Source organism: Micromonospora sp. NPDC050417, from assembly GCF_044458865.1.
In the GTDB taxonomy this organism is placed as follows: Bacteria; Actinomycetota; Actinomycetes; order Mycobacteriales; family Micromonosporaceae; genus Micromonospora_G.
The window spans coordinates 40,573-61,192 of record NZ_JBITIH010000031.1 but is presented as its reverse complement, the minus strand read 5'-3'; the positions used below and the strand labels follow the sequence as shown (position 1 = coordinate 61,192).

21 protein-coding genes are annotated in these 20,620 nt (G+C 65.2%); 14 read left to right on the top strand and 7 right to left on the bottom strand.

Features of this window, described 5'->3' with window-relative positions; genetic code table 11:
- The first annotated feature begins 280 nt into the window (after positions 1–280).
- Together ACIBF5_RS29665 and ACIBF5_RS29660 are read left to right on the top strand one after the other, a co-directional pair.
- Positions 281–736 carry a hypothetical protein gene (locus ACIBF5_RS29665; protein WP_396816231.1) on the top strand — a complete coding sequence of 152 codons (456 nt, stop codon included), beginning with the start codon at positions 281–283 and terminating at the stop codon, positions 734–736.
- 224 nt (positions 737–960) lie between these two features.
- Positions 961–1,764, top strand: a complete 804-nt coding sequence (locus ACIBF5_RS29660) for a DUF4328 domain-containing protein (RefSeq protein ID WP_396816230.1) — start codon at positions 961–963, stop codon at positions 1,762–1,764.
- A gap of 82 nt (positions 1,765–1,846) precedes the next feature.
- Here the strand turns inward: ACIBF5_RS29660 and ACIBF5_RS29655 are convergent, their stop codons facing one another.
- Positions 1,847–2,893: a beta-propeller fold lactonase family protein gene (locus ACIBF5_RS29655; protein WP_396816229.1), complete on the bottom strand. Its 1,047-nt coding sequence runs from the start codon at positions 2,891–2,893 to the stop codon at positions 1,847–1,849.
- A gap of 140 nt (positions 2,894–3,033) precedes the next feature.
- On the opposite strand from ACIBF5_RS29655, the gene ACIBF5_RS29650 reads away from it, so the two are divergent.
- Positions 3,034–3,519: a pentapeptide repeat-containing protein gene (locus tag ACIBF5_RS29650; protein WP_396816232.1), complete on the top strand. Its 486-nt coding sequence runs from the start codon at positions 3,034–3,036 to the stop codon at positions 3,517–3,519.
- A gap of 183 nt (positions 3,520–3,702) precedes the next feature.
- Positions 3,703–4,938, top strand: a complete 1,236-nt coding sequence (locus tag ACIBF5_RS29645) for a low temperature requirement protein A (RefSeq protein ID WP_396816228.1) — start codon at positions 3,703–3,705, stop codon at positions 4,936–4,938.
- A gap of 5 nt (positions 4,939–4,943) precedes the next feature.
- Here the strand turns inward: ACIBF5_RS29645 and ACIBF5_RS29640 are convergent, their stop codons facing one another.
- Positions 4,944–5,555: a TetR/AcrR family transcriptional regulator gene (locus ACIBF5_RS29640; RefSeq protein WP_396816227.1), complete on the bottom strand. Its 612-nt coding sequence runs from the start codon at positions 5,553–5,555 to the stop codon at positions 4,944–4,946.
- 168 nt (positions 5,556–5,723) lie between these two features.
- Between ACIBF5_RS29640 and ACIBF5_RS29635 the strand changes: the two genes are divergently transcribed.
- Positions 5,724–6,281 (top strand): hypothetical protein, encoded by a 558-nt coding sequence (locus ACIBF5_RS29635; RefSeq protein ID WP_396816226.1) that lies wholly within the window; start codon positions 5,724–5,726, stop codon positions 6,279–6,281.
- A 158-nt stretch (positions 6,282–6,439) separates the two neighbouring features.
- On the opposite strand, the gene ACIBF5_RS29630 is transcribed toward ACIBF5_RS29635, so the two are convergent.
- From ACIBF5_RS29630 to ACIBF5_RS29620, 3 genes are read right to left on the bottom strand one after another with little or no spacing between them, the layout of a single operon-like run.
- Entirely contained in the window at positions 6,440–6,709 is a 270-nt protein-coding gene (locus ACIBF5_RS29630; protein ID WP_396816225.1) for a hypothetical protein, read from the bottom strand.
- On the bottom strand, positions 6,709–7,098 hold the full coding sequence (locus ACIBF5_RS29625; RefSeq protein ID WP_396816224.1) for a hypothetical protein: 390 nt from the start codon (positions 7,096–7,098) through the stop codon (positions 6,709–6,711). The genes ACIBF5_RS29630 and ACIBF5_RS29625 overlap by 1 nt, the downstream gene beginning before the upstream one ends.
- Positions 7,095–7,286, bottom strand: a complete 192-nt coding sequence (locus ACIBF5_RS29620; protein WP_396816223.1) for a hypothetical protein — start codon at positions 7,284–7,286, stop codon at positions 7,095–7,097. The genes ACIBF5_RS29625 and ACIBF5_RS29620 overlap by 4 nt, the downstream gene beginning before the upstream one ends.
- A 173-nt stretch (positions 7,287–7,459) precedes the next feature.
- Here ACIBF5_RS29620 and ACIBF5_RS29615 point away from each other — a divergent pair, with 173 nt between their 5' ends.
- Both ACIBF5_RS29615 and ACIBF5_RS29610 read left to right on the top strand, forming a co-directional pair.
- The gene (locus tag ACIBF5_RS29615) at positions 7,460–8,335 is read left to right on the top strand and encodes a helix-turn-helix domain-containing protein (protein ID WP_396816222.1); all 876 of its coding nucleotides are present in this window, start codon (positions 7,460–7,462) and stop codon (positions 8,333–8,335) included.
- A 9-nt stretch (positions 8,336–8,344) separates the two neighbouring features.
- Positions 8,345–8,533, top strand: coding sequence for a DUF397 domain-containing protein (locus ACIBF5_RS29610; protein ID WP_396816221.1), 189 nt, complete (start codon positions 8,345–8,347; stop codon positions 8,531–8,533).
- A 41-nt stretch (positions 8,534–8,574) separates the two neighbouring features.
- Here the strand turns inward: ACIBF5_RS29610 and ACIBF5_RS29605 are convergent, their stop codons facing one another.
- The gene (locus tag ACIBF5_RS29605) at positions 8,575–9,249 is read right to left on the bottom strand and encodes a hypothetical protein (protein WP_396816220.1); all 675 of its coding nucleotides are present in this window, start codon (positions 9,247–9,249) and stop codon (positions 8,575–8,577) included.
- A 388-nt stretch (positions 9,250–9,637) separates the two neighbouring features.
- On the opposite strand from ACIBF5_RS29605, the gene ACIBF5_RS29600 reads away from it, so the two are divergent.
- The 4 genes from ACIBF5_RS29600 (at position 9,638) to ACIBF5_RS29585 (ending at position 12,933) form a co-directional block, all read left to right on the top strand.
- Positions 9,638–10,558, top strand: coding sequence for a TIR domain-containing protein (locus ACIBF5_RS29600; protein ID WP_396816219.1), 921 nt, complete (start codon positions 9,638–9,640; stop codon positions 10,556–10,558).
- Positions 10,559–11,088: 530 nt separating this feature from the next.
- Positions 11,089–11,706 (top strand): TIR domain-containing protein, encoded by a 618-nt coding sequence (locus ACIBF5_RS29595; protein WP_396816218.1) that lies wholly within the window; start codon positions 11,089–11,091, stop codon positions 11,704–11,706.
- A complete protein-coding gene (locus ACIBF5_RS29590) occupies positions 11,597–12,454 on the top strand; it encodes a macro domain-containing protein (protein WP_396816217.1) in 858 nt (285 codons plus the stop codon). The genes ACIBF5_RS29595 and ACIBF5_RS29590 overlap by 110 nt, the downstream gene beginning before the upstream one ends.
- On the top strand, positions 12,454–12,933 hold the full coding sequence (locus ACIBF5_RS29585; protein ID WP_396816216.1) for an HIT family protein: 480 nt from the start codon (positions 12,454–12,456) through the stop codon (positions 12,931–12,933). The genes ACIBF5_RS29590 and ACIBF5_RS29585 overlap by 1 nt, the downstream gene beginning before the upstream one ends.
- A gap of 357 nt (positions 12,934–13,290) precedes the next feature.
- On the opposite strand, the gene ACIBF5_RS29580 is transcribed toward ACIBF5_RS29585, so the two are convergent.
- Positions 13,291–16,722 carry a glycosyl hydrolase family 95 catalytic domain-containing protein gene (locus ACIBF5_RS29580; RefSeq protein ID WP_396816215.1) on the bottom strand — a complete coding sequence of 1,144 codons (3,432 nt, stop codon included), beginning with the start codon at positions 16,720–16,722 and terminating at the stop codon, positions 13,291–13,293.
- A gap of 227 nt (positions 16,723–16,949) precedes the next feature.
- Here ACIBF5_RS29580 and ACIBF5_RS29575 point away from each other — a divergent pair, with 227 nt between their 5' ends.
- The 3 genes from ACIBF5_RS29575 to ACIBF5_RS29565 all read left to right on the top strand — a co-directional run bounded on the left by ACIBF5_RS29575 (position 16,950) and on the right by ACIBF5_RS29565 (position 20,434).
- The gene (locus ACIBF5_RS29575; RefSeq protein ID WP_396816214.1) at positions 16,950–17,873 is read left to right on the top strand and encodes an aminoglycoside phosphotransferase family protein; all 924 of its coding nucleotides are present in this window, start codon (positions 16,950–16,952) and stop codon (positions 17,871–17,873) included.
- A gap of 78 nt (positions 17,874–17,951) precedes the next feature.
- The gene (locus ACIBF5_RS29570; RefSeq protein ID WP_396816213.1) at positions 17,952–19,400 is read left to right on the top strand and encodes an acyl-CoA synthetase; all 1,449 of its coding nucleotides are present in this window, start codon (positions 17,952–17,954) and stop codon (positions 19,398–19,400) included.
- Positions 19,401–19,528: 128 nt separating this feature from the next.
- Positions 19,529–20,434 (top strand): DUF2726 domain-containing protein, encoded by a 906-nt coding sequence (locus tag ACIBF5_RS29565; RefSeq protein WP_396816212.1) that lies wholly within the window; start codon positions 19,529–19,531, stop codon positions 20,432–20,434.
- The last annotated feature ends 186 nt before the right edge of the window (positions 20,435–20,620 follow it).

Genomic DNA, 20,620 nt, shown 5'->3' with positions numbered 1-20,620 from the left:
GTCAGAAGGGTGTTGAGGTCTGTCGTCACAAACGGATCTTCAACACCCTTCGCCTATGCCCACACCCCGGGGTCGTTAGGACTTACTCGTCTAGCCTACCGGCGCCGTCACACTCTGTGATTGGTCGCTGATCGGGGCGGGCGTCGTGGTCTGACGGTGACAGTGCGTCGCATTGGAATGGCTGGTGCCGGGCGATCTGGCCGAGCTGGGCCTTCTATTCCGATCAACCATCAGCGATGGAATACTGTCAATTGATGGACTATATTGACGGAGGTCGATGATGACAAGGCTTGCGCGTGCGTGGTCCACGATGCTCGGCGCGTTCCCCCTGGCCGTGGTAGCGGCGGTCGTGCCGGCGGCGGCGTCGGCGGTCTGCGGGGTTGCCGCCCAGGGCTCGGGCCAGGTGCGGTGTGCGACCCTCGAAGAACCGCCCTCGGTCATCGCCGAGCCGGACACGATCGCGGTGCCCGAGGGTACGAGCGCGTCGTTCACCGTACGGTTGAGCCAGGCACCGGCCAGAACGGTGTTCCTCGGTATCGCGATCCGAGGCACCGGCATCTGGGCCAGCCCTCCGGTGAGCCTGGTCTTCACGCCGACGAACTGGAGCACACCCCAGTCGTACTCCGTTTACAGCGTTCCGGATCCGGACGCGGTGGACGACGTCGCCACGTTCATCCTCTCTGTCCCGGACTACGTCTCCGACAAGGTCGTCCTCGTCCAGGTCGACGACGACTGAGGGCCCGCGTCGACGGCGTGACGTGGCGTGCCGCGCGGAGCATCCCAACGGGTCTGTTCGACCGCTGCGGTGGCGAGCGACGAACCTCCCCGAATGCGCGGCTGACCCGGCATCGACCGATGTGAAGGCCCAACGGCGAATGGTGCCGGGCTCGCGCGGAATGGGGTCGCGGTGCCGTACGCGGATCCGTACTCTGACGCGGCCAACTACACGGAGGAAACTGCATGCGCTGTCAGACCTGCCACGCCGAAACGACACCGACGAGCCTGGAGTGCGGTGTCTGTGCCACCCCGACAGGCGCGCCGGCGATCGTCCCCGGGGCGCGAACGTACGCCGTGCGCGGCGTCGGGATCGCAGCCTCGGTCCTGGTCGGTCTCGTCGTGCTGCTCGATGTGCTGCTCGCCTTCTGGCCGCTCGTCGGCGGCGCCATGGCCAAGCGCGCGATGCGTGAGCTCGACCCCGACGTGCTCAACGCCGCATCGCTCGTCGAAGCCCTCGCCCAGGTGGCGTACCTCGTTCCGTTCGTCGCCGCGGTGGTGCTGGTCATCGTCTGGTGTTACCGGGCACGGGCCAATCTCGACGCCTTCCCGGGCGCCACGACGACGCTGAGCAAGGGCTGGGCGATCGCCGGCTGGCTGGTGCCGTTCGCGAACCTTTTCATTCCCGTACGCATGATGGCGGGCATCGCCCGGGACAGTCTCTGGCGGTCGACCACGCCCGCCCTGGTACGGATCTGGTTCGGCGGTTGGCTCCTCTACCTGTTCATCGGCCAAAGAGTGACGATCTCCGACACCCAGAACTGGAGGGCACTGCCATCCACGCTCGCCGACGCGAGCGACTACCAGTTGTACGTCGACTACTACTCCGCCGCGCTGGGTCCGAACCTGCTGGTGGCGCTGCTCGGCGCGGTGGCCGGCGCGGCCCTGATCCTGCTGATCCTGCGGGTGTCGACCGCTCAGCAGACCCGGATCGGGCGCAACGCGCCGGCCGTCCCGGTCATGCCCGGCATGCCCGTCGCCAGCGCCTGAGCGATTGCGTGGCCCCGTCGGAAGGCGTGGCCGAGAATCGACGAGGTGGCCGGGGGTAACGGCGTCTTTGCGGGCAACTCCGTTAGGCGCCGTACCCCCGGCTGACAGCCAGGTCGCAGGGGTTACTGCCGACGCCGACGAACCCGATCGTGGTGTTCGACGTCGTGCTGAAGCGGAGCAGGGCGTTGCCGGAGGCGAACCGGACGAAGTATCCGACCGCCGGGTTGTCCGGGTTGAACGCGATCGCCTGTACGCCGTATCCCGCGCTGAAGTTGGTCACCACGGTGTTGGTGGCGGTGTCGATGACGGAGATCGTGCCGCTGTAGTTGTTCGCGACGTAGAGGCGGGTGCCGGACGGGTTGAGCGCCACTCCCTCAGGTTGTGAGCCGACCGGGATCGTGGCGATAGTGGCGTGCGTCGCGAGGTCGATGACCGACACGGTGTTGTCCCACCCGTTCGCGACGTAGAGCCGGGTGCCGGACGGGTTGACGGCCACTCCCGTCGGGTGGTTGCCGACCGGGATCGTGCCGATCATGCTGTGCGTGGCGACGTCCACCACGTACACGATGCCCCAGTAGTCGGTGACGTACAGGCGGGTGCCCGCCGGATTGAACGCCAGGAATCCCGCGCTGCCGTCGATGGAGGGAATGCGGGCCACGATGGTGTTCGTCTCGACGGAGATCACGGTCAGCGGGCCCGGACCGCCGTAGCTGGGATTGGTGACGTAGGCGAACGTGCCGGTCGGATCGACCGCGATCGGGCCGGGACGCGGGCCCGCGTTGGGGACGACCGTCAACAGCGTGTCCTGAAGGGTGTCGTACACCATGACCGCGTTCTGCACACTGACGTAGGCGCGGGTGCCTCCCGGGTTGATCCCCACTCCGAGCGGCGTCGAGGGCACCGCCAGCGTCTTCACGACCTGGTTCGTGGCGAGTGACACCACCGACACGCCGTTGTTGGTGCAGTTGGGGACGTAGGCGTACGGGTCCGGGTAGTAGGCCGAGGCCGGGCTGCCTGGCAGTATCAGCGTCGCGGCGGCCACGAGGGTGAGCAGGGCGACTCGGGCGACCGCGGCACGGCCGGATCCCAACCGCCACCTGCTGAACGGTCCGTTGCCGTTGCGGGTCATCGTGCACTCCCTCGTCCGTACGACACTCGCGCTGGATTCCGCAGTCATTAGATCGCGATTGTCGATGACTTACAACGACAGATGTCGATCGATGGTGTTCGGGGTGCGGCGCGGTCCGCTGTCCGGTCCTCGGGGGCGGTCTGCGGTCGCGTTCAGCCGACCGGTTCGGGCCGGGCGAGGCGCCCACCGATCGTGTCCATCAGCCCCGGCGTATCCGTTGTCGCTCACGTGCGGCCTCCCGTTGCCGCCGGTCAAGGTCCGGGTCTCACGCCAATCTGACCGACGCGTACCTGCGGGTCGCATACATGGACGGCGCCGATCTGTACGGCAGCGTTCTGCGGTCGTCCAACCTGTACGGAACGGAGCTGAACTCGGCCCGGCTGGAGGGTGCAGACCTTCGCGGTGCGCGGATGTGGGTCAGCGAACTGCGCGACGCCGATCTGAAGGGCGCCGACCTGCGTGACGCCGACATGAGCGGTGCGGACGTCAGCGGCGCCAAGCTCGATGGCGTTGACCTGCGCGGCGCGGACATCAGCAGCCTGGGCAACGACAGGGTCCGCAACCTGCCCCACGGGATCGTCCTGCCGGTCCAGGAGTCGTCCTCCCGCACCCTCGGCGGCGGCTGAATCCGAGTGCCGAGCTGCCGCCCTACCGCTGTTGGCGGCTGACGGGGGCGGGTCGAGGGCCGGCGACCTGGTCGTACAGTTCGCGCGTTTCGGGCCGAATATCAGGGGAGCGGCCCACGCAACCCTGTCGGCGGCCGACTCGTTGGTGCCACGGGGGCGGACAGGGGCGGGTAGGGGCGGTCGATGGTGGCGGGACGCGGTGCCGAGCTGCTGCGCTCTGGGACGAGTTCGGGGCGTGCCACGTTCCTGGAACTCTTCTTCGATCTGGCCTTCGTTGTCGCCCTCACCCGGGTCTCGCAACGGTTCGCCGACCTCGGCAGTGACACCGGCTGGACGCTCGTCGCCGGGCTCGGTCGTACCCTGCTGCTGTTCCTGGCGCTCTGGTTGATCTGGTCGCACACTACCTGGATCACCAGTCGCTACGAGCCCGAGCGGTCCATCATTCAGGCGGTCGTGGTCGGCACCATGTTCGCCGCCCTGGTGATGGCGGTGACGCTGCCGCGTGCGATGGAGGAACGGGCGTTGCCGTTCGCGGTCGCGTACCTGCTGGTGATGGTGGTGCGACCGCTGGCGGTCGCTGCCGCGCTGCGTGGTCATCCACGACGACTGGTGCCGTTCCGGCTCGCCGCATGGGCCGTGGTGGCCGCGCCGTTCTGGCTGGTCGGCGCGTTGGGCCCGGACCAGCTTCGCCTGCCGCTGTGGGCTGCCGCGCTCGCCGTGGACTACGTCGCCTGGGCTCTGGGTTGGCCGCTGCCGTGGCTGGGGGCTGCGGCGGTGGGTCGCTGGCGGATCGCCGGGGAGCATCTGGCCGAACGTCACCAGCAGATGTTCCTCATCGCGCTCGGCGAGACGATCATTGTCATCGCCGCCGTTTTCAGTGGCACGAGCTACTCGTCGGTGCGGGCTGCCGCCTTCACGGTCGCGTTCATCATCAGCGTGCTGCTGTGGCGGCTCTACTTCTACCGCGCTGGTCGGTTGCTGGCCGAGGTGTTGAGTCGGGCGCGTATGCCCGGCCAGTTGGGTGCGGCGTCGGTACGGACGCATGCGTTGATCGTGCTCAGCGTGCTCGTCACCGCGGCCAGCTACGAACTGGTGATCACCGATCCGTACGGGTCGCTGCGGCCGACGTGGCTTCTGTTCGTGGTGGGCGGTCCGGTGCTCTTCCTCGCCGCCAGGGTGTGGCTGGAGTACCAGGTCTTCGGCCGGATCTCCTGGTCGCGGATGATCGGCTTGGTGGTCCTGTTGCTGGCCACGCCAGTGTTGGCCCGCTGGTCGCCGATGGTCGGACTGAGCGTGGTGGCCGGAGTGCTGGCCCTTGTCGCGCTGCTCGACGCGGTGCGGGGTCGGCAGCGGCCGATGGAGGACTCCGCCTCGCCGATCGGGCGGGGGACGCCAGGCACTCACGGGTCCGAGGCGTGATCGGATCAGGCGACCGCCGAATCGGCAGGATCGGACGCAGCATGAACTCGTAGCAGTCCCTCGACGCCGCGCAGGAAGGTGTCGCAGACCAGCGTCGGATCGAACAGGCAACCGGCAGCCATGGCGCCGTCGCGCAGCATGACGAAGTGCCGGGCGGCGGCCTCGGCGGGCGCTTCCTGAACGCGCGCCATCAGTTCCGTGACGGTGTCCAGGAACCACTGGCGGTGGGCGAGCACGGCCAGGTGCACCGGGTGATCGGGATCGGGGTACTCGGCAGCGGCGTTGAGGAAGGCGCAGCCGCGGAAACCGGAGGACTGGATGCCCTGGGCGATCGACTCGCTGAGAGCCCGGATGGTGTCGGCCGCCGATAGCCCGCCGTCGGCAGCCCGGTCCGCCTGAGCGCGCATGGCCTCGTCGACCTGGTTGAGGTAGGCCAGGACGAGATCTTCCTTGCCGGGAAAGTGTCGATAGAGAGTGGCTCGTGTCACCTGCGCTTCGGCGACGATGCGGTCGATGCCGACCGAGTGGATGCCCTCCGCATAAAAGACCCTTGTTGCCGTGTTGAGCAGCCGGGACCGCGCTTCGGACGGCCGGCCCTGGGGTTCTCCACGCACCATGACACCCATGTTAGCGGATAGAACGTTCGGTCTTGACGTTCTCCGTCACCGTGTCATCGTTGCCCGAGACAGAACGTTCGTTCTTGCTGGTGGATGATCACGTGGTGCCCATCCATCGGCGAGCCGCCTTCGGTCCATGAAGCCACTCGGACATCGAAAAGGATCACCGTGACCTCCATCGCTGCACCCGTCATCCCGGTAGCGGCGTCCGCACTGCGGCGCCTGTACATCGTCCGCTTCGTGTTCGCCGTCGTCTGGGCCGGCGTGATGTTCACGACCGCGTCGCACCTCGGTCCGCTCGCCGTCACGCTGCTCGTGCTGTATCCGCTGTTCGACGTGTTCGCCGCGCTCGTCGACGCTCGTTCGTCACGTGCCACCGGATCGGTGCTCGGCCTTCACGTGAACGTCGCCGTCAGCCTGCTCACCGCTATAGGCGTGGCCATTGCCGGCGTATCCGGCATCCCAGCGGTCCTGCGGGTCTGGGGCGCCTGGGCAATCGTGGCCGGGGTGGTACAGCTCATCGTGGCCGCCAACCGTCGCAAGATGGGCGGCCAGTGGCCAATGATCATCAGCGGTGGCATCTCCGTGCTTGCCGGCACCTCGTTCATCGTGACGGCCGGAGCAGACGGCGCAACGCTGACGAACGTGGCCGGCTACGCCATCCCCGGCGGCATCTTCTTCCTTGTCTCGGCGCTCCGCCTCGGCCGCGTCGCCAAGGAGAACTGATACAGACACCACGATGCACGGTCGGCTTGCCGTCATCGGTAGTGGCGAGCCGGCCGTACCGGTGCTGCCCGACGGGTCAATCGTCAGCGCCTGAGCGACCGCCTGCTCCTCCGTCGGAGGGCGGTCGCCGAGAACATGGGGCCGGCACTCACGCTGGCTCAGCCGTATCCGGGGGCATATCGGGGGAGTCGCGTCGGTCGGCTTGGTGCGGGTCGGAGGCCGGCGACCTGGACGTACAGTTCGCGTTTTTCGGTTGCTTGTCCTTGTTGGTCGAGGACGTAGCCGGTGAGCCAGATCCAGCCGTCGCAGCTGGGTTCGCGGGCACGGGTGATCAGTCGGACGATCAGTGCGCGGTCGCCGGCGAATTGGACGCTGGCCCGCTCGTCGATCACGAGAACGTCGCCGGGCTTGGGCAGGGGGCCGAACATCAGGGGAGGGGGATGAGGAAGCCGGGTGGTTCGGGGGAGATGCGGACCCAGCAGTCGGTGTGTTCGCCGCAGGTGGGGCAGCGTCCGCCGGGGTCGGGGGAGTGGGCCAAGGCCAGCTCATAGGAGCTGACGAGAACATCAACCGAGGTGTACGGGGACGCCCGCTCGTCGTTGCGGATCCAGCCGACGAAGCGGTTGTGCAGCCAGCCGCTCGGCACGTGCGGCAGGTCCTGCGCGGCGACGACGAAGAACTGTGCCAGGTAGAGCCCGAGCGACACCCGACTGCCATCGAACTCGGCCCGCAGCTCCCGCCGCCGCGTCAGACACGGCCAGTCCCCGCCGCACCCCGAGCACACCCAGGTACGCGCCATCGGGTTATGCGTACTCACCCCTGCTCCTCCTCGGTCGGCCAGTGGCCCCGATTGATCGGGATCTTGTGTCTCGTACGGCAGGGAAGCTCCGATCCGCACCGGCAGATCCGGCGCCACCTGGCCCACGACCACACCGGACGGTGCCGGCGAGCCAACGTCATCGCGACGGCGGAGAGGTACTGGTCGTAGGTGACTCGCCTGTTCATCGGGCCTCCCTCGAAGGAGCGCGGCGGCCGGGCCTTCGGTCCGGTCATCCGACCGCCGCACCCGTAGAGTTACCGTCCCACGACAAAATGAAATCCGCAATATGCGGATTACAGTGAGGCGACACGCCCCTTGCGGGCAACATCGCGGGTGCTCGCAGGGCATGATGGGCACCGTGGCCCAACGTCAAAGCCCAACCGTCAAGCGCCGCCGACTCGCTCTGACCCTGCGTCAGCTCCGAGGTCGAGCCGAGCTGTCCGCATCGGACGCTGCGCGGCGGGTGGACCACGACTCAAGCTGGCTGTCGCGGATCGAGAACGCCGAGGTCCGTCCGCATCCGAACGACGTGCGGGCACTGCTCGACCTATACGGCGTCACTGGCGAGCAGGCCGAAGCGGTCATCTCGGTAGCTCGGCAGGCGAAGCAACGCGGCTGGTGGCAGCGGTACGGCGACGCCGTGCCTGACTGGTTCGCGTCGTACGTCGGCATGGAGTCCGAGGCATCGGTGATCCGCTCGTACCAGTGCCAGATGGTTCCAGGACTGCTCCAGACCGAGGACTACGCCCGCGCGGCGTTTCAGGGTGCGCCTGTTCCGATGCGGGAGGAAGAGGTCGAACGTCAGGTGTCGCTGCGGATGGACCGCCAAGCGATCCTGGAGGGTGACACGCCGCCGAAGCTGAGGATGGTCGTTGACGAGGCAGCGGTGCGTCGGCTCGTGGGCGGCGCTGAGGTGATCCGGCGCCAGATCGCCCATCTGCTGGAGATGAGCCGCAGGAGCAATATCCAGATCCAGCTACTGCCCTACTCGGCAGGCGTCGGGTACGACGGCAGCTTCGTCATCCTGGACTTCCCGGCCTTGCCCGCTCCGTACCCCGATGCGACCGACGACAGCATGGTGTACGTCGACACTCTCACCGGTGCGCTGTACATGGACCACGACCGCGAGGTCTCGGCGTACCGGGCAGCACATGAACAGCTCCAGGCCCAAGCGCTGGGTGCTGTCGCCAGCCGCGAAGCCCTGCGTAAGATCGCCGAGGAGTTGGCGATGTAGGGGGCCGGCATGACGGTATGGCGTAAAAGCACTCGATCGGGATCGTCGGGTGATTGTGTCGAAATGGCGGATGAGCTGCCGAACGCAGTGCGGGTACGGGATAGTAAGGACCCTGTCGGTCCAATATTGACCTTCGATCGATCTAGCTGGCGTTATTTTGTTGCGGGCGTCCGGGGCGGCAACTTCGGACATTTATAAGTGCGGCTACCGCTGCTATTCTGCTCCAGTCCCGCTTCTTGCTATAGGGTGAGTGCTGCTACCCTTAAGGTCATTGGCTCACATTCAGTCAGGATTCCAAGCGCAAAGACGTTTTGCGTTCGTAACCTTGGAATCCAAGGTAGAAGATTGGACAGGAAGGTTCCTGTCAAGTCGACTTGCCACCTACCTCCTCGTATGAAGAATGTATTACCGGTCGCTCCTAAATGACCGAATATCGCTAACGGCATTTGGGGATAGATGGGGCTTGTGGTTTGCGTTGGCTTCTTGGTTACTTGCTCTGGGCTCATTCGAGCGACCAGCCTAAAAGTCATCTGAACAAGCTGACGCCGCAGGTGATCGTTACCGAAGGTTGCTGAAAATTCATGGCTCAGCACGTAGTTTCCGCTAGGCGTGGTCTCGGTAGTCTGATCGACAACCCGGGTTGGGAATGCTGTTTCCCTTAAACCCATATTATTTGTGTACGATGGGGTATCGGCTACTGCTCGAATGGCCAGCTGCCGTAAGGCGTCGTCATCCCAGCCAAAGACGCGGAAAATTGGCTGCGGAAGATTGTTTCGAATCTTTACCGATCGCTGCTCAGGGTGCTCATCGTGCGCTGCTGGCTTCGCTGTGTGATTGACCAATTCCTGGCCCTCGTCGCGCAGCTCGTCGACCCTTTCGCGTAGGTGTCTTACCCCGGTGGATTTCTCAGTCATCTAAAGGTCGACTCTTGATTCGGACGCCACGAGACGGATTCGTCTCGAGCAATTCAAGTACTGCACCTTCCATTATCCCTGAACCTTTGAGTAGGCCCAGTCGATATTGTTTGCCGGATACACTTAGTTTCAGATCCTCGGCTAAATTCGTTGCGAGAGTGACCGGGTCGACAGAGTTGTCTAACTCTACGTCATATTCCCGACCCTCGTAGGTCACGCGCACATTGACATAGGGCACAACCTACCTCCGATCATGTCGGCCCGCGCAGCAGCGTAGATGCTCCCACACGGAGGGCACTTGCCGCAGCGGCCGAAGCGGTGACAGTGGTACGGAAAAAATTCCTGACGAGCTGATGAACAATGGATCGCGGTGCCGTACCCTCCGACCATGCCATACCACGTTCAGGTGAGTAGCGGTCTGACGCGAAGTGCCGTCCTGCATAACCTCAGCTCCGATGATCTCACGGACCGGATCTTGGAGCCTTGGTGGGTCCGTGGATCGATAGTCGTCGGAGGAAAGGTCTTCAATCTTGCGGATCGGGTAGACGTCTCGATCTTCATGGGTCCCGAGATCAATTTAAGTGAGGCGGGGTTTGGGAGTGCGGCCTGGCTCCGGATTCTGCAAGATGGTCAAAATGTCACAGATGAGTTTATCAAGGCTCCCCCTGGTGTTTATCCCTCTTCGGAAGGAAGTTTTGGGGGTAAGTCGAGGACGGCATATTCGCCGTCGGGTAACGAGATTGAAAGCAAACCCGACGATCGGGTTGTTGGAGTCGTGTATGGTCGAAATGTCAAGGCGAATAAGGCGCTGTTCGCATTCCTTCGGAGTCTCGACTTGAAGCCATTAGAGTGGGATCATCTTGTTTCCAAGACCGGGTCATCAACACCTTATGTTGGGCACGTTGTCGAACAGATATTCCGTCAGGTGCGAGCTGTCATCGTATTGTTTACACCCGATGACCTGGCCTATTTGCGTCTTGAGTGCCGCGCGTCAGAGGAGCCTGTGCATGAGACGGAGTTGACTGGTCAGCCGCGACCGAACGTCTTATTCGAGGCTGGCATGGCTTTCGGGTTGCATCCTTCCAGGACAATCCTAGTTCAGGTTGGTCGTGTCCGACCTATCAGTGACTTGGAAGGCCGGAACCTTGTCCGGTTCGACGGCACAGCCAGCCCTCTTCGGCGGCTAGCACAACGACTTAAGGATGCGGGGTGTTGTGTTGATGAAACTGGAGGTGACTGGTTAGACGCTTCAAACTTCCCTGGGCTTGATCCGAGCGGCAATCCGGCTGTCCTTGACCGGCCAGCATGAATATGCGGTGGCCATTGTCTTACACTGCTGTCATCACCGTCTGTGTAGGTGGCTGAATCAGCCCTCGTAGATGCTCGTGCAACGACGTTTTGCGAAAGAGTCGGGCGGTTTGTGGCTGAGGCGACGCCGCTATGCTCCAGGCCAAATCGGCCAGTGTGCGGAATTGCGTGCCGGGTACACCGTTGTCGGTGCTCGCGAACCGGAGATCGTTTCTCGGCCACCTGCTCCGCGGATATTGCAGTGGGTGAAGCACTGTTGCCGTACGACGATCGATGGAGGACGGCGTAAGTGGGGCGACAAAGTCGATCTCAGCCTATTTCGGTGTATCCCCTATCTGGTGCAGGGTTCGGGGACTTATTCCAAGGATATTAACCTTTCGCGCCAATGGTGCAATTGCTGCATAACTGGCGAGTCGACGCTTGCCTCCTAGCCTGACCTGGTATCCCCGCTAGTCTCGTCCGGTTCCGCTATACTTCCTCGCGTTGAACTAATGCCCCTCTTGGATCATCTACCAGTGGTTAGAGGCTATCGTGTCTTATAGAAACAAGACTTACGTCGCGTTTGCTAGTGAGGACATTAAGTTTTACCGACTCATGGAAGCCTGGCGCGACAATAAGCACATCGACTTCAACTTTTTTGATGCGCACGACTTGTATGTCGCGCGCGACTCAAGCAAGCCGGAATCGATTAAGGCGCGCCTCGGGGAAAGGCTGAAAAAGCGAAGCAGGTCGTTCTGCTGGGGTCGGCTGCTGGTAAGAGGAAGGGTGGGGATGGTGTCTCCTTCCTTGCCTACGAGGTGGGAGCGATTATTCGACTTGGTCTGCCGGTCGTTGTCGCCAATCTTGATGGTGATCGTAAGGTTGATAGGAACTTCATCCCGAAGCCCTTCCTTGATGTCGACTACCACACTATTTCGGTCTCCTTCCAGTCTGCAATCATTCAATATGCACTTGATAACTATGCGTCAGATTTTGCGAAGGAGCGGAAATCGGGGCCATATTTCTACAAGCCCGAGGTTTATGAGCGACTGGGACTCGAATGACATTTCGCGCTTTCCGGGATGTCAAGCGTCTGCGCTTTTGGCGGTCGTTCACGAATCACGTCTTCGCTTGTCTTGGTGTGGTCGCATTCCTCTTCGGGCTTTATGACGTACTTCGTCCTAACATTATTTCTAAAATCCACTTCCCTCTTGCTGTGGCTATCGTGTTTATCGCAGTGATATATGCGAGTATCCGCTCGTATCCGAGATCGATCGAGGAAACCTACTCTAAACCCAACACGACGATCCGGATCGTAGAGGGTGACTTGTTTGCCCAGCTCGATAATGTAGTGGTGGGCATGACCAATACATTCGACACACAAATACCACACATCATCAACCCTGGCAGCGTTCAGGGGCAGTTCCTTGCCGTAGTCTATGCCAATGACGTATCGGCGCTCGATGCCGAGCTTGCGCGAGGGTTGATCTCCGTGACGCCGACCAGCCAAGTGCAGAAGCCTGGCAAGACCACGCGCTACCCAATCGGGACAGTCGTTGCAATCCGGCAGGCACGTAAGCACTACTTCTGTGTCGCATACGGTGAAATGAATTCGGTGAATCAGGCTCAAGCAACAATGGATGGCATCTGGCGCAGCCTCGAAAACCTATGGCGGGAGGTCCGTGCCCGAACGAACGGCGACCCAGTAGCGATACCGGTCATTGGTGGTGGCTTGGCCCGTCTCTCGCAGATTCTACCTGCGCAGGACTCCATCAGGTTCATCGCCATGTCCTTCATGTTCGCGTCTCGTCAAACACGAGTGTGTGACCGACTCGATATTGTCGTACGCCCCCAGGATGTGGAGCGGCTTGACATGCTCGAGCTTCAGGCATTTCTCACTTCCCTAAAGGAAACGTGATGACCGTCTCCAATATAGAGGTTCCGGAGACGGACGACTGCGCCTTCTGTGACTACCTGTCGGGCCGACGGCCCTACACGATCATGTGTCGATTGAGCCTCGCTGCGGTCTTGGTGACGAGAGAACAGAGAGGATCGGCACATCTTCTGGTGGTGCCTGTGAGGCATTGCCCTACCCTGCTTGAACTTGAGGATCACGAAGCAACCGAGGTCATGCACCTCGTTCGACGTGCGGCGCGCGCTATCGACCTGACGGAGCGGCGGCCAGGAATCGCCGTGTGGCAGAACAACGGTGTCCCTGCGAACCAAACCATCCCTCATGTGCACTTCCATGTTGCGGGCACCCTTCCTGAAGGCGGCACGGAATGGGGAGAGGTGGAAGAGTTGTCACTCGACCAGACCGACGCAATAGCTGCCCGCCTCAACGCCTCGCTAGCCTTGGAGGCGGAGGCAGGGTCTACGTCGGTGAGGGGCAAGTAGCGAGCCACGGGAGTGCGTCTCGTCTGCTGGAATCTGCTCTGATGTGAAGACCGTGATGGTCTGACATGCCCACCACGTTTGTTGCCGTCGTAGTCGCACTTAGCTCTGCTGACTGGGCTGCCTGCGCTTCTCCCCGGGGAAAGGCCGGTTCTTGAGGCATCAACCTAACGGATAGAGTCGTTTGGCAGGCAAGGTCGCGTCGTCGTTCAGGTATGGGAGATTTACCTCGGAAAGGGACGGACATTCCGCTGATTCGAGCGGGTGGCGGGGAAGCCGCATATTCGAATGGCGCAGGGCTCCTGCCGACTCCCGGTACGGGAGTCGGCAGGAGCCCTGTGTGCGTACGGCAGGTGTTGGTTAGCCGAAGGCGCGGGTTTGCCAGCCGGCGATCTGGTCAGCGGGGAGCGCCGTCGGGAAGATGGCGACCCGGTCGAGTTCACCGGTCAGCCGCTGCCCGCCGTCCTGGTCTGCGGCGAACCGCAGTTCACGGGTGGCGCAGCCGATGATGCCGCCGTCCGGCACCTTCGCCGTACCGGCGACCTGACCGTCAACGTAGACGGTGATGGCACCGTCGTCGGCCATGGTGATGACCAGGTCGATGAACCGGTTGGTGGGGATGGTCGCGGTGCTGGTCACGCCGTTGCCGGCGCCGATGAAGCGGAGCTGGTTGCTCGGCGTCAGGTCGATCAGCACCCCGTCGGTGCCGGGGTTGCCGCCCGGCTGGAAGTCGAACAGCCGCCGGTAGCTGCCAGTCGTCGTCACCTTCACCTCGGCCGCGAACGTGGCCGTGTTCAGGTAGCCGAGCGTCGTCGGGGTCGTACGCAGGTAACGGGTGCCGTTCAGCGCCAGCGCGCTGCCGGTGGGGCCGGTGTTGACGTACGCGGCTCCGGTCTGGACGGTCGCGGTACGCCCGTTCGGGGAGCGGTCCGCGATGGTGTCTCCCGAGGTCGGGTCCCAGGCGACGAGCGGGCGGGTCAGGTTCGGCACGTCGCACGGCGGCGGGATCGGCAGGGCGATCGAGGTGCTGGCGGTGGCCCGCCAGTCGTCGTTGATCAGTCGTGCTTCCAGGCGCGACGCACCCGGTTCGGCTTCCCGCGTCGGGGCGACCGTGAAGGCGTACACCTGGGAGTCTCCCGGGCGCAGCTTCGGGGTGGCGATCTGGCCGGGGCGTACGGTCCAGCCTTCCGGAACGGCGAGCTTGACCGTCGAGGCGGGGACGGTGGTCGTACCCGATGCCTTGACCACGACCGTGACCTGCGCGGTCTGGCCGACCTCCAGGGTGGCCGGGGCGGTGATCGCCAGGTCCACCTGGGCGGTCGCGACGTAGGTGTGGCCCTTGACGGCGTCGAAGGTGATCTTCTCGCCGCCACCGGTGGTGGTGATCTTCCGGCCGCTGGCCGCGTCGACGAGCGTGTACGGGCCGGTGAACATCGAGTTGCGCAGGCTGACCTTGCCGGCGCGGCCGGTGGTCACCTTGATCTCGTCGGCGGCACCGCTGGACCAGCGTACGTCCACGGTGTTGTCGCCCTGGGCCTTCAGGCCGGTCACGGAACCGTTGGCCCACTTGCTCGGCAGCGCCGGCAGGACCTGGATCTCACCGGTCTGGCTCTGGAGCAGCATCTCGGCCATGCCGGAGGTGGCACCGAAGTTGCCGTCGATCTGGAATGGCGGGTGGGTGTCCCACAGGTTCGCCAGGGTGCTGCCCTTGAGCTGCTCGCTCAGCATCTTGTGCGAGTGGTCGCCGTCGAGCAGTCGGGCCCAGAAGTTGATTTTCCAGGCCTTGGACCAGCCGGTGCCACCGTCGCCACGGGCGGTCAGCGACACCTTGGCGGCCTCGGCGATCTCCGGGTTCTTCGTCGGGGAGATCTGCGAGCCCGGGTGCAGGGCGAACAGGTGCGACACGTGCCGGTGGGTGTCGGTGGGGCTGTCCAGGTCGAGTTTCCACTCCTGGAGCTGACCCCAGGAGCCGACCCGGATGCCCGGGTCGAGGTTCGCCAGCGTGGCCTTGACCTCGTTGCGGAACGTGCCGTCGCCGCCGACGATGCCGGCCGCCTCGATGGTGTTGGTGAACAGGTCCCAGACGATCTGCTGCGACATCGACGCACCGGCGGTGAAGTCACCGTTTTCCGGCGAGTAGCTGGGGGAGACCACCAGTTTGCCGTCCCGGCCGTCGACGACCAGCTCGTCCATCCAGAACTTGGACAGTTCCTTCATCATCGGGTACGCCCGTTCACGTAGGAACTTTTCGTCCTTGGTGAACTGGTAGTGCTGGTAGTACGACTGCGCCAGCCAGGCGCCCGCCTCCGGGAACCAGAACGACTGCGGGTAGTTGTGCAGGCCGGTGAAGCCCCACGGGTTCGTCTCGTTGTTGACCACCCAGCCCCGGTTGCCGTAGATCTGCTGGGCGGTGACCTGGCCCGGCGCCACCATCGAGTCGACATAGTCGAAGAGCGGGGCGGTGGTCTCGGAGAGGTTCGTGACCTCGGCCGGCCAGTAGTTCATCTGGAGGTTGATGTTGACGTGGTAGTCGGCGTCCCACGGCGGGTTCGTCGAGTTGTTCCACACGCCCTGGAGGTTCGCCGGCAGCGACCCGGCCCGCGACGAGGCGACCAGCAGGTAACGCCCGTACTGGAAGAACAGGCTCTCCAGCGCCCGGTCCGCCGCCGCGTTGCCCTTGTCATAGTTGCGCAGCAGGTCGTCGGTGGGGACGTTCGGCATGACCTGGCCGAGATCGAGCTTCACCCGGTCGAACAGGGCCTGGTAGTCGGCCTGGTGGGTGGCGAGCAGGTCCGCGAACGACTTCGCCGACGCGGCGTCGACCCGACCGGTGACCGCCGCGTGCGGGTCGGTGCCCCGGTAGGTCGGGTAACGGCCGGCATAGTCGGTGCCGGCGGCCAGCACCAGGGTGGCGGAGTTCGCGCCGGCCACGGTGACCGTGCCGTCGGTGCCATCGGTACGCGTACCGCCGTCGTTGTTGACCTGGATCTGCGACTCGTACTTGAGCTTGTTGTCGTTGAGCGCCCCGGCGAAGGTGATCCGGCCGCCGGTGGCGGTGGTCGACTTCGACCGGTTGTTCGCCGCGCTGACGCCGGCGGTGAAACCGACCTTGCCCGGCTGGTCGGCGCTGAGTCGCACCACCAGCACGTTGTCCGGGTTGCTGGCGAAATATTCGCGGGTGTAGCGGACACCCTCGTCGACGTAGGAGACCTTCGCGACGGCGTTGCCGATGTTCAGCTCGCGGCGGTATTCCTGCACCGCGCCCGGGTCCACGGTCAGCCGCAGCGACAGGTCACCGAAGCTCTGGTAGGAACCGAAGCTGCTCTTCGGCTGACCGAGCCGGTTCGCCACCTCCTGCGGGGAGATGCGGCCGTTCTGCGCGATGAGCGCCTGGACGTCGGCGATCGCGTTCGGGCGGGGCGAGGTCCAGTTGCCGAAGTTGTAACCGGGTGCGCCCGGCCCACCGGTCCACAACGTCTTCTCGTTGAACTGCACCGTCTCGTTCGCGACCCGGCCGAAGATCATGCCGCCGAGCGCGCCGTTGCCGATCGGCAGCGCCTGGGTTTCCCAGTCGGTGGCCGGCTCGTCGTACCAGAGGGTCAGCGGGTCGGCACCGGCCACAGCGGCGCCGGTTTCTGGGGCTGCGAGCGGCGTCGGCCCGGCAAAGGCGGGCACGGGTACGGCGACCGCCGCCGCCAACACCCCGGCGAGCAGGGTACGGGGCAGCAGTCGTCTTCCTCGCGGTTGTCCTGGTTGCGAGGGTTGGGGTGGTTGCGAGGGTTGCGCGGTCAAGGGGGCCTCCGGAATCATCCGAGGTACTGGTGGTGGCGACCATGATTTGCAGGGTTAAAAGCGGACTAATGGCAGTACGATGCCGCGAGGCATCCGATGTTTAATCGGCAGGTTACGGATTGAACATCGAGGAAACAAGACCTGCGATCGCCTGACCAGTAAGGTCCACACCCGACACCACCCCGGACAACGCCTCAGGAACCGGTGCCGCTGGCAGAATCCGCAGCATGTCCAGTGATGTCGCCATCCCGCCCGTCTTCCAACGCAACGTGGTCGGGAACTGGGGCGCGGACGGGCAACGCTGGCTCGCCGAACTCCCCTCGGTGATCGGCGCCGTCACCCGGGACTGGGACCTTGAGCTCGGCGCCCCGTACGCACTCAGCTTCAACTGGGTCGCTCCGGTCCGCCGCGCCGACGGCACGACCGCGGTGCTGAAGCTCGGCGTACCGGAATCCGGGCACCTCGCCGACGAGGCGGCGGCGTTGGAAAGCTACGCCGGCCGAGGCGCCGCCCGCCTGCTCGCCCGCGACGACGCGCGCGGCGCGCTGCTGCTGGAACACTGCGAACCCGGCACCCCGGCCAGCACGCTCGTCCCCGACCACGACGAGCAGGCGACCGCCGCCTTCATCGAGGTCGCACGACGGCTGCACCACGCCCCGCCGCCCGGCTGCCCGCTGCCGGAGCTGGCCTCCCGAGGTGAGGCGTTCTCGGCTCACCTGCGCACCCACCCGGACGACCGGCTGCTGCCCCGGCTCCTGGTCGAACGAGCCGGCCGGCTCTTCGACGAACTCTGCGCCACCGCCACCGACCGGGTCGTCCTGCACGGGGACCTGCACCACGACAACATCCTGCGAGCCGAACGGGAACCGTGGCTCGCCATCGACCCGCACGGCGTGGTCGGTGACCCGGGCGCCGAAGTCGGCCCGATGCTCTACAACCCAGACCCGTCGCGGCGTGACGACAACCTGCTCGCGCTCGTACCGGCCCGGCTCGAACAGGTTGCCGACGGCCTGCGCCTGCCGCCGGAACGGGTCGTCGCCTGGGGGTTCGCGCTCTGCATGCTCTCCGAGGTGTGGGACGTCGAGGGCGGCGCCACCTCCCCCGGGCGGGCCCTCGACGTGGCCCTCACCCTCCTACCCCACCTACCCTGAGCTTTCCGGTTCGGTGGTTTGGAGGGGCCCCTTCCTCTACAAAAACCGATAACAAGGGGCCCTTCCTTACGAGAGTGGGTGCGGGTGTTGTTGGGGGAGAGGTCCGATGACCCGGGTGCGGTGGTGGTGGCTGGGCGTACGTTGTCACGGCACGAGCTGATCGGCTGGGCCACCGCGGTCGCCGACGAGATCCAGGGGGCGGGGGTCGTGGCGGTGCACGCCACCCCGACCGTCGAAACCGTTGTCGGGGTGCTCGCCGGGCTGCTCAGCGGCGTACCGGTCGTGCCGCTGCCGCCCGACTCCGGGCCGGCCGAACTCGCCCACCTGCTCCGGGACTCGGGAGCCGAACTGGTCCTCGCCGAGGGGCCGGAACTGCTCGACGCGCTGCCGGCCGGGGCGCCACGTCCGGCGGTGCTGCCGATCGGCCAGGAAGGCGGCCGGACCCGCCGGTCGAACACGTACTACCCCGAGCCGCCCGCCGAGCGGCCCGCGTTGATCCTCTACACCAGCGGCACCACCGGTCCGCCGAAGGGCGCTCTGATCAGTCGGGCCGCCATCGCCGCAGACCTGGACGCGCTCGCCGACGCCTGGCAGTGGACACCGGACGACACGTTGGTGCACGGGTTGCCGCTCTTCCACGTACACGGGCTGGTTCTCGGAGTGCTCGGACCGTTGCGAGTCGGCTCCCGGCTGATCCACACCGGCCGACCCACCCCGCAGGCGTACGCCGCCGCCGGTGGCACCCTCTACTTCGGGGTGCCGACCGTCTGGTCCCGGATCGGCGCCGACTCCTCGGCGGCCCGTGCGCTCCGCTCGGCGCGACTGCTCGTCTCTGGCAGCGCCGCCCTGCCGGTGCCGGTCTTCCACCAGCTGGCCGCCCTGGCTGGCCAGGCGCCCCTGGAGCGGTACGGCATGACCGAAACCCTGATCACGGTCAGTGGTCGGGCCGACGGGGAGCGGCGTCCCGGTCACGTCGGGCTGCCAGTCGCCGGGGTACGGACCCGACTGGTCGACGAGCACGGCGGGATCGTGCCGAATGACGGTGAGTCCATCGGGGAGTTGCAGGTCGCCGGGGCGACGCTCTTCGACGGTTACCTGGGTCGTGGCGGTTACCTGGGTCGAGGCGGTGCGGGCGACGGTCACGCCTCCCGGGAGACCGACGACGGGTGGTTCGCCACCGGGGACGTGGCGGTGATCGGGCCGGACGGCTGGCACCGGATCGTCGGCCGGGCCTCCACCGATCTGATCAAGAGCGGCGGTTACCGGATCGGGGCCGGTGAGGTGGAGGACGCCCTGCTCGCGCACCCCTCGGTGGCCGAGGCGGCGGTGGTCGGCACCCCCCACGACGACCTGGGAGAACAGGTGACCGCGTACGTGGTGGCGGACGGGGTGAGTGGCCAGCAATTGATCGACTTCGTGGCGGAGCGGCTCTCCGTGCACAAGCGGCCACGTCAGGTGCATCTGGTGGACCGGCTGCCCCGCAACGCCATGGGCAAGGTCGCGAAGAAGCTGCTCACCCCGGGTTAGGTAACCGGACGCGTCGGGATCGGATCCTGCCGCCGGCCGTCCGCGTACGCGTTTCTAGCATGGTTACAGGCTGTCCATCCGAACCGTGGTGGGCGGCGTCTGGGCCGCGACACTGGGGATCGACATTCATGGTAGACACCGGCATCGGCGCCGATCTGTGGCTGCGACCGATTTCCACACCGTCTGAGCACCCGGCCCGGCTCGCCCGTGGTGAGGTGTTCGAGCGCGGCGGCTGCGTGGTGCAGCCGGACTGGAAGCTCAGCCAGATCACCCGACGCCGTCCACCGGGGATCACCGCGCACCAGTGGAGTTCCGCGATCCGGACCCAGCTTGCCTTTGTCGTCGGCGACCCGTACAGCTTCGCGCCGACCTTCGCCGTCGAAGTGACCGACAAGGTCGGCCGTGGTCCGGAGGTCAACCGGGACGACCGGATGACCAACGCGGTCTGCGCCGCCGTCGGGCTGCAACTGATGCGGGTCGAGTCGGCGACGCTACGTGGCGGCGGCAACGGTCGACGGATCGTCGACTACGTGCTCGACGCCCGCGCCTTCCGGGACACGGCCGAGGTCGACGAGGCCGATTCGTCCGGTGCGGCACCGTTGAGCTACCGGGACATCGTCGGCCGGCTTCCGGACGGGCGCAGCGGTTACGTCAACGACCTCGGCGCGGTCGCCCGAGCCGCCGCGGTCGACGCGTACGCGAGCCGCCAGCTCGCCGACCCGATCATCCGTAGCCTCTATGTGAGCTGGGCCGACGGGCCGGCCGAGGGCTGGGCGTGGCTGGAGGTCCGGGCCGGGCACTTCTTCTTCGAGCGGGTCCGGCTGTGGGAGCAGGGGTTCTCCTGTGGAGTCGATCCAGGCCGGCTCGTCGAGGATCTGGCGGTGGCGGCGGTCGGTGAACAACTCAAGCGCCTCGGTGACGCGGAACCGGTGCTGTACGCCCGAGACCAGCTCGGCCGTGACCTCGCCGCGCTCCGCGCCCGTCAGGACGAGCTGGCGGATGGTTTTGCCTTCGCCCACATCTCCTTCGACTGAGACCGTCTGGTTCGACGGGCAGCGGCACGTGTGCTTCGACGGGGCCGCATCGACGGGCGGGTATCCGAAATGTGGAGTACAGCTCGGGTACCCGAAGTGTCCTTGAGGGATTTACATATGTCGTACTGAGCTTCCTTACGCTGCATATGCCCAGGTCATGGGCGTATGCCGTCAAGGGAGGGTATT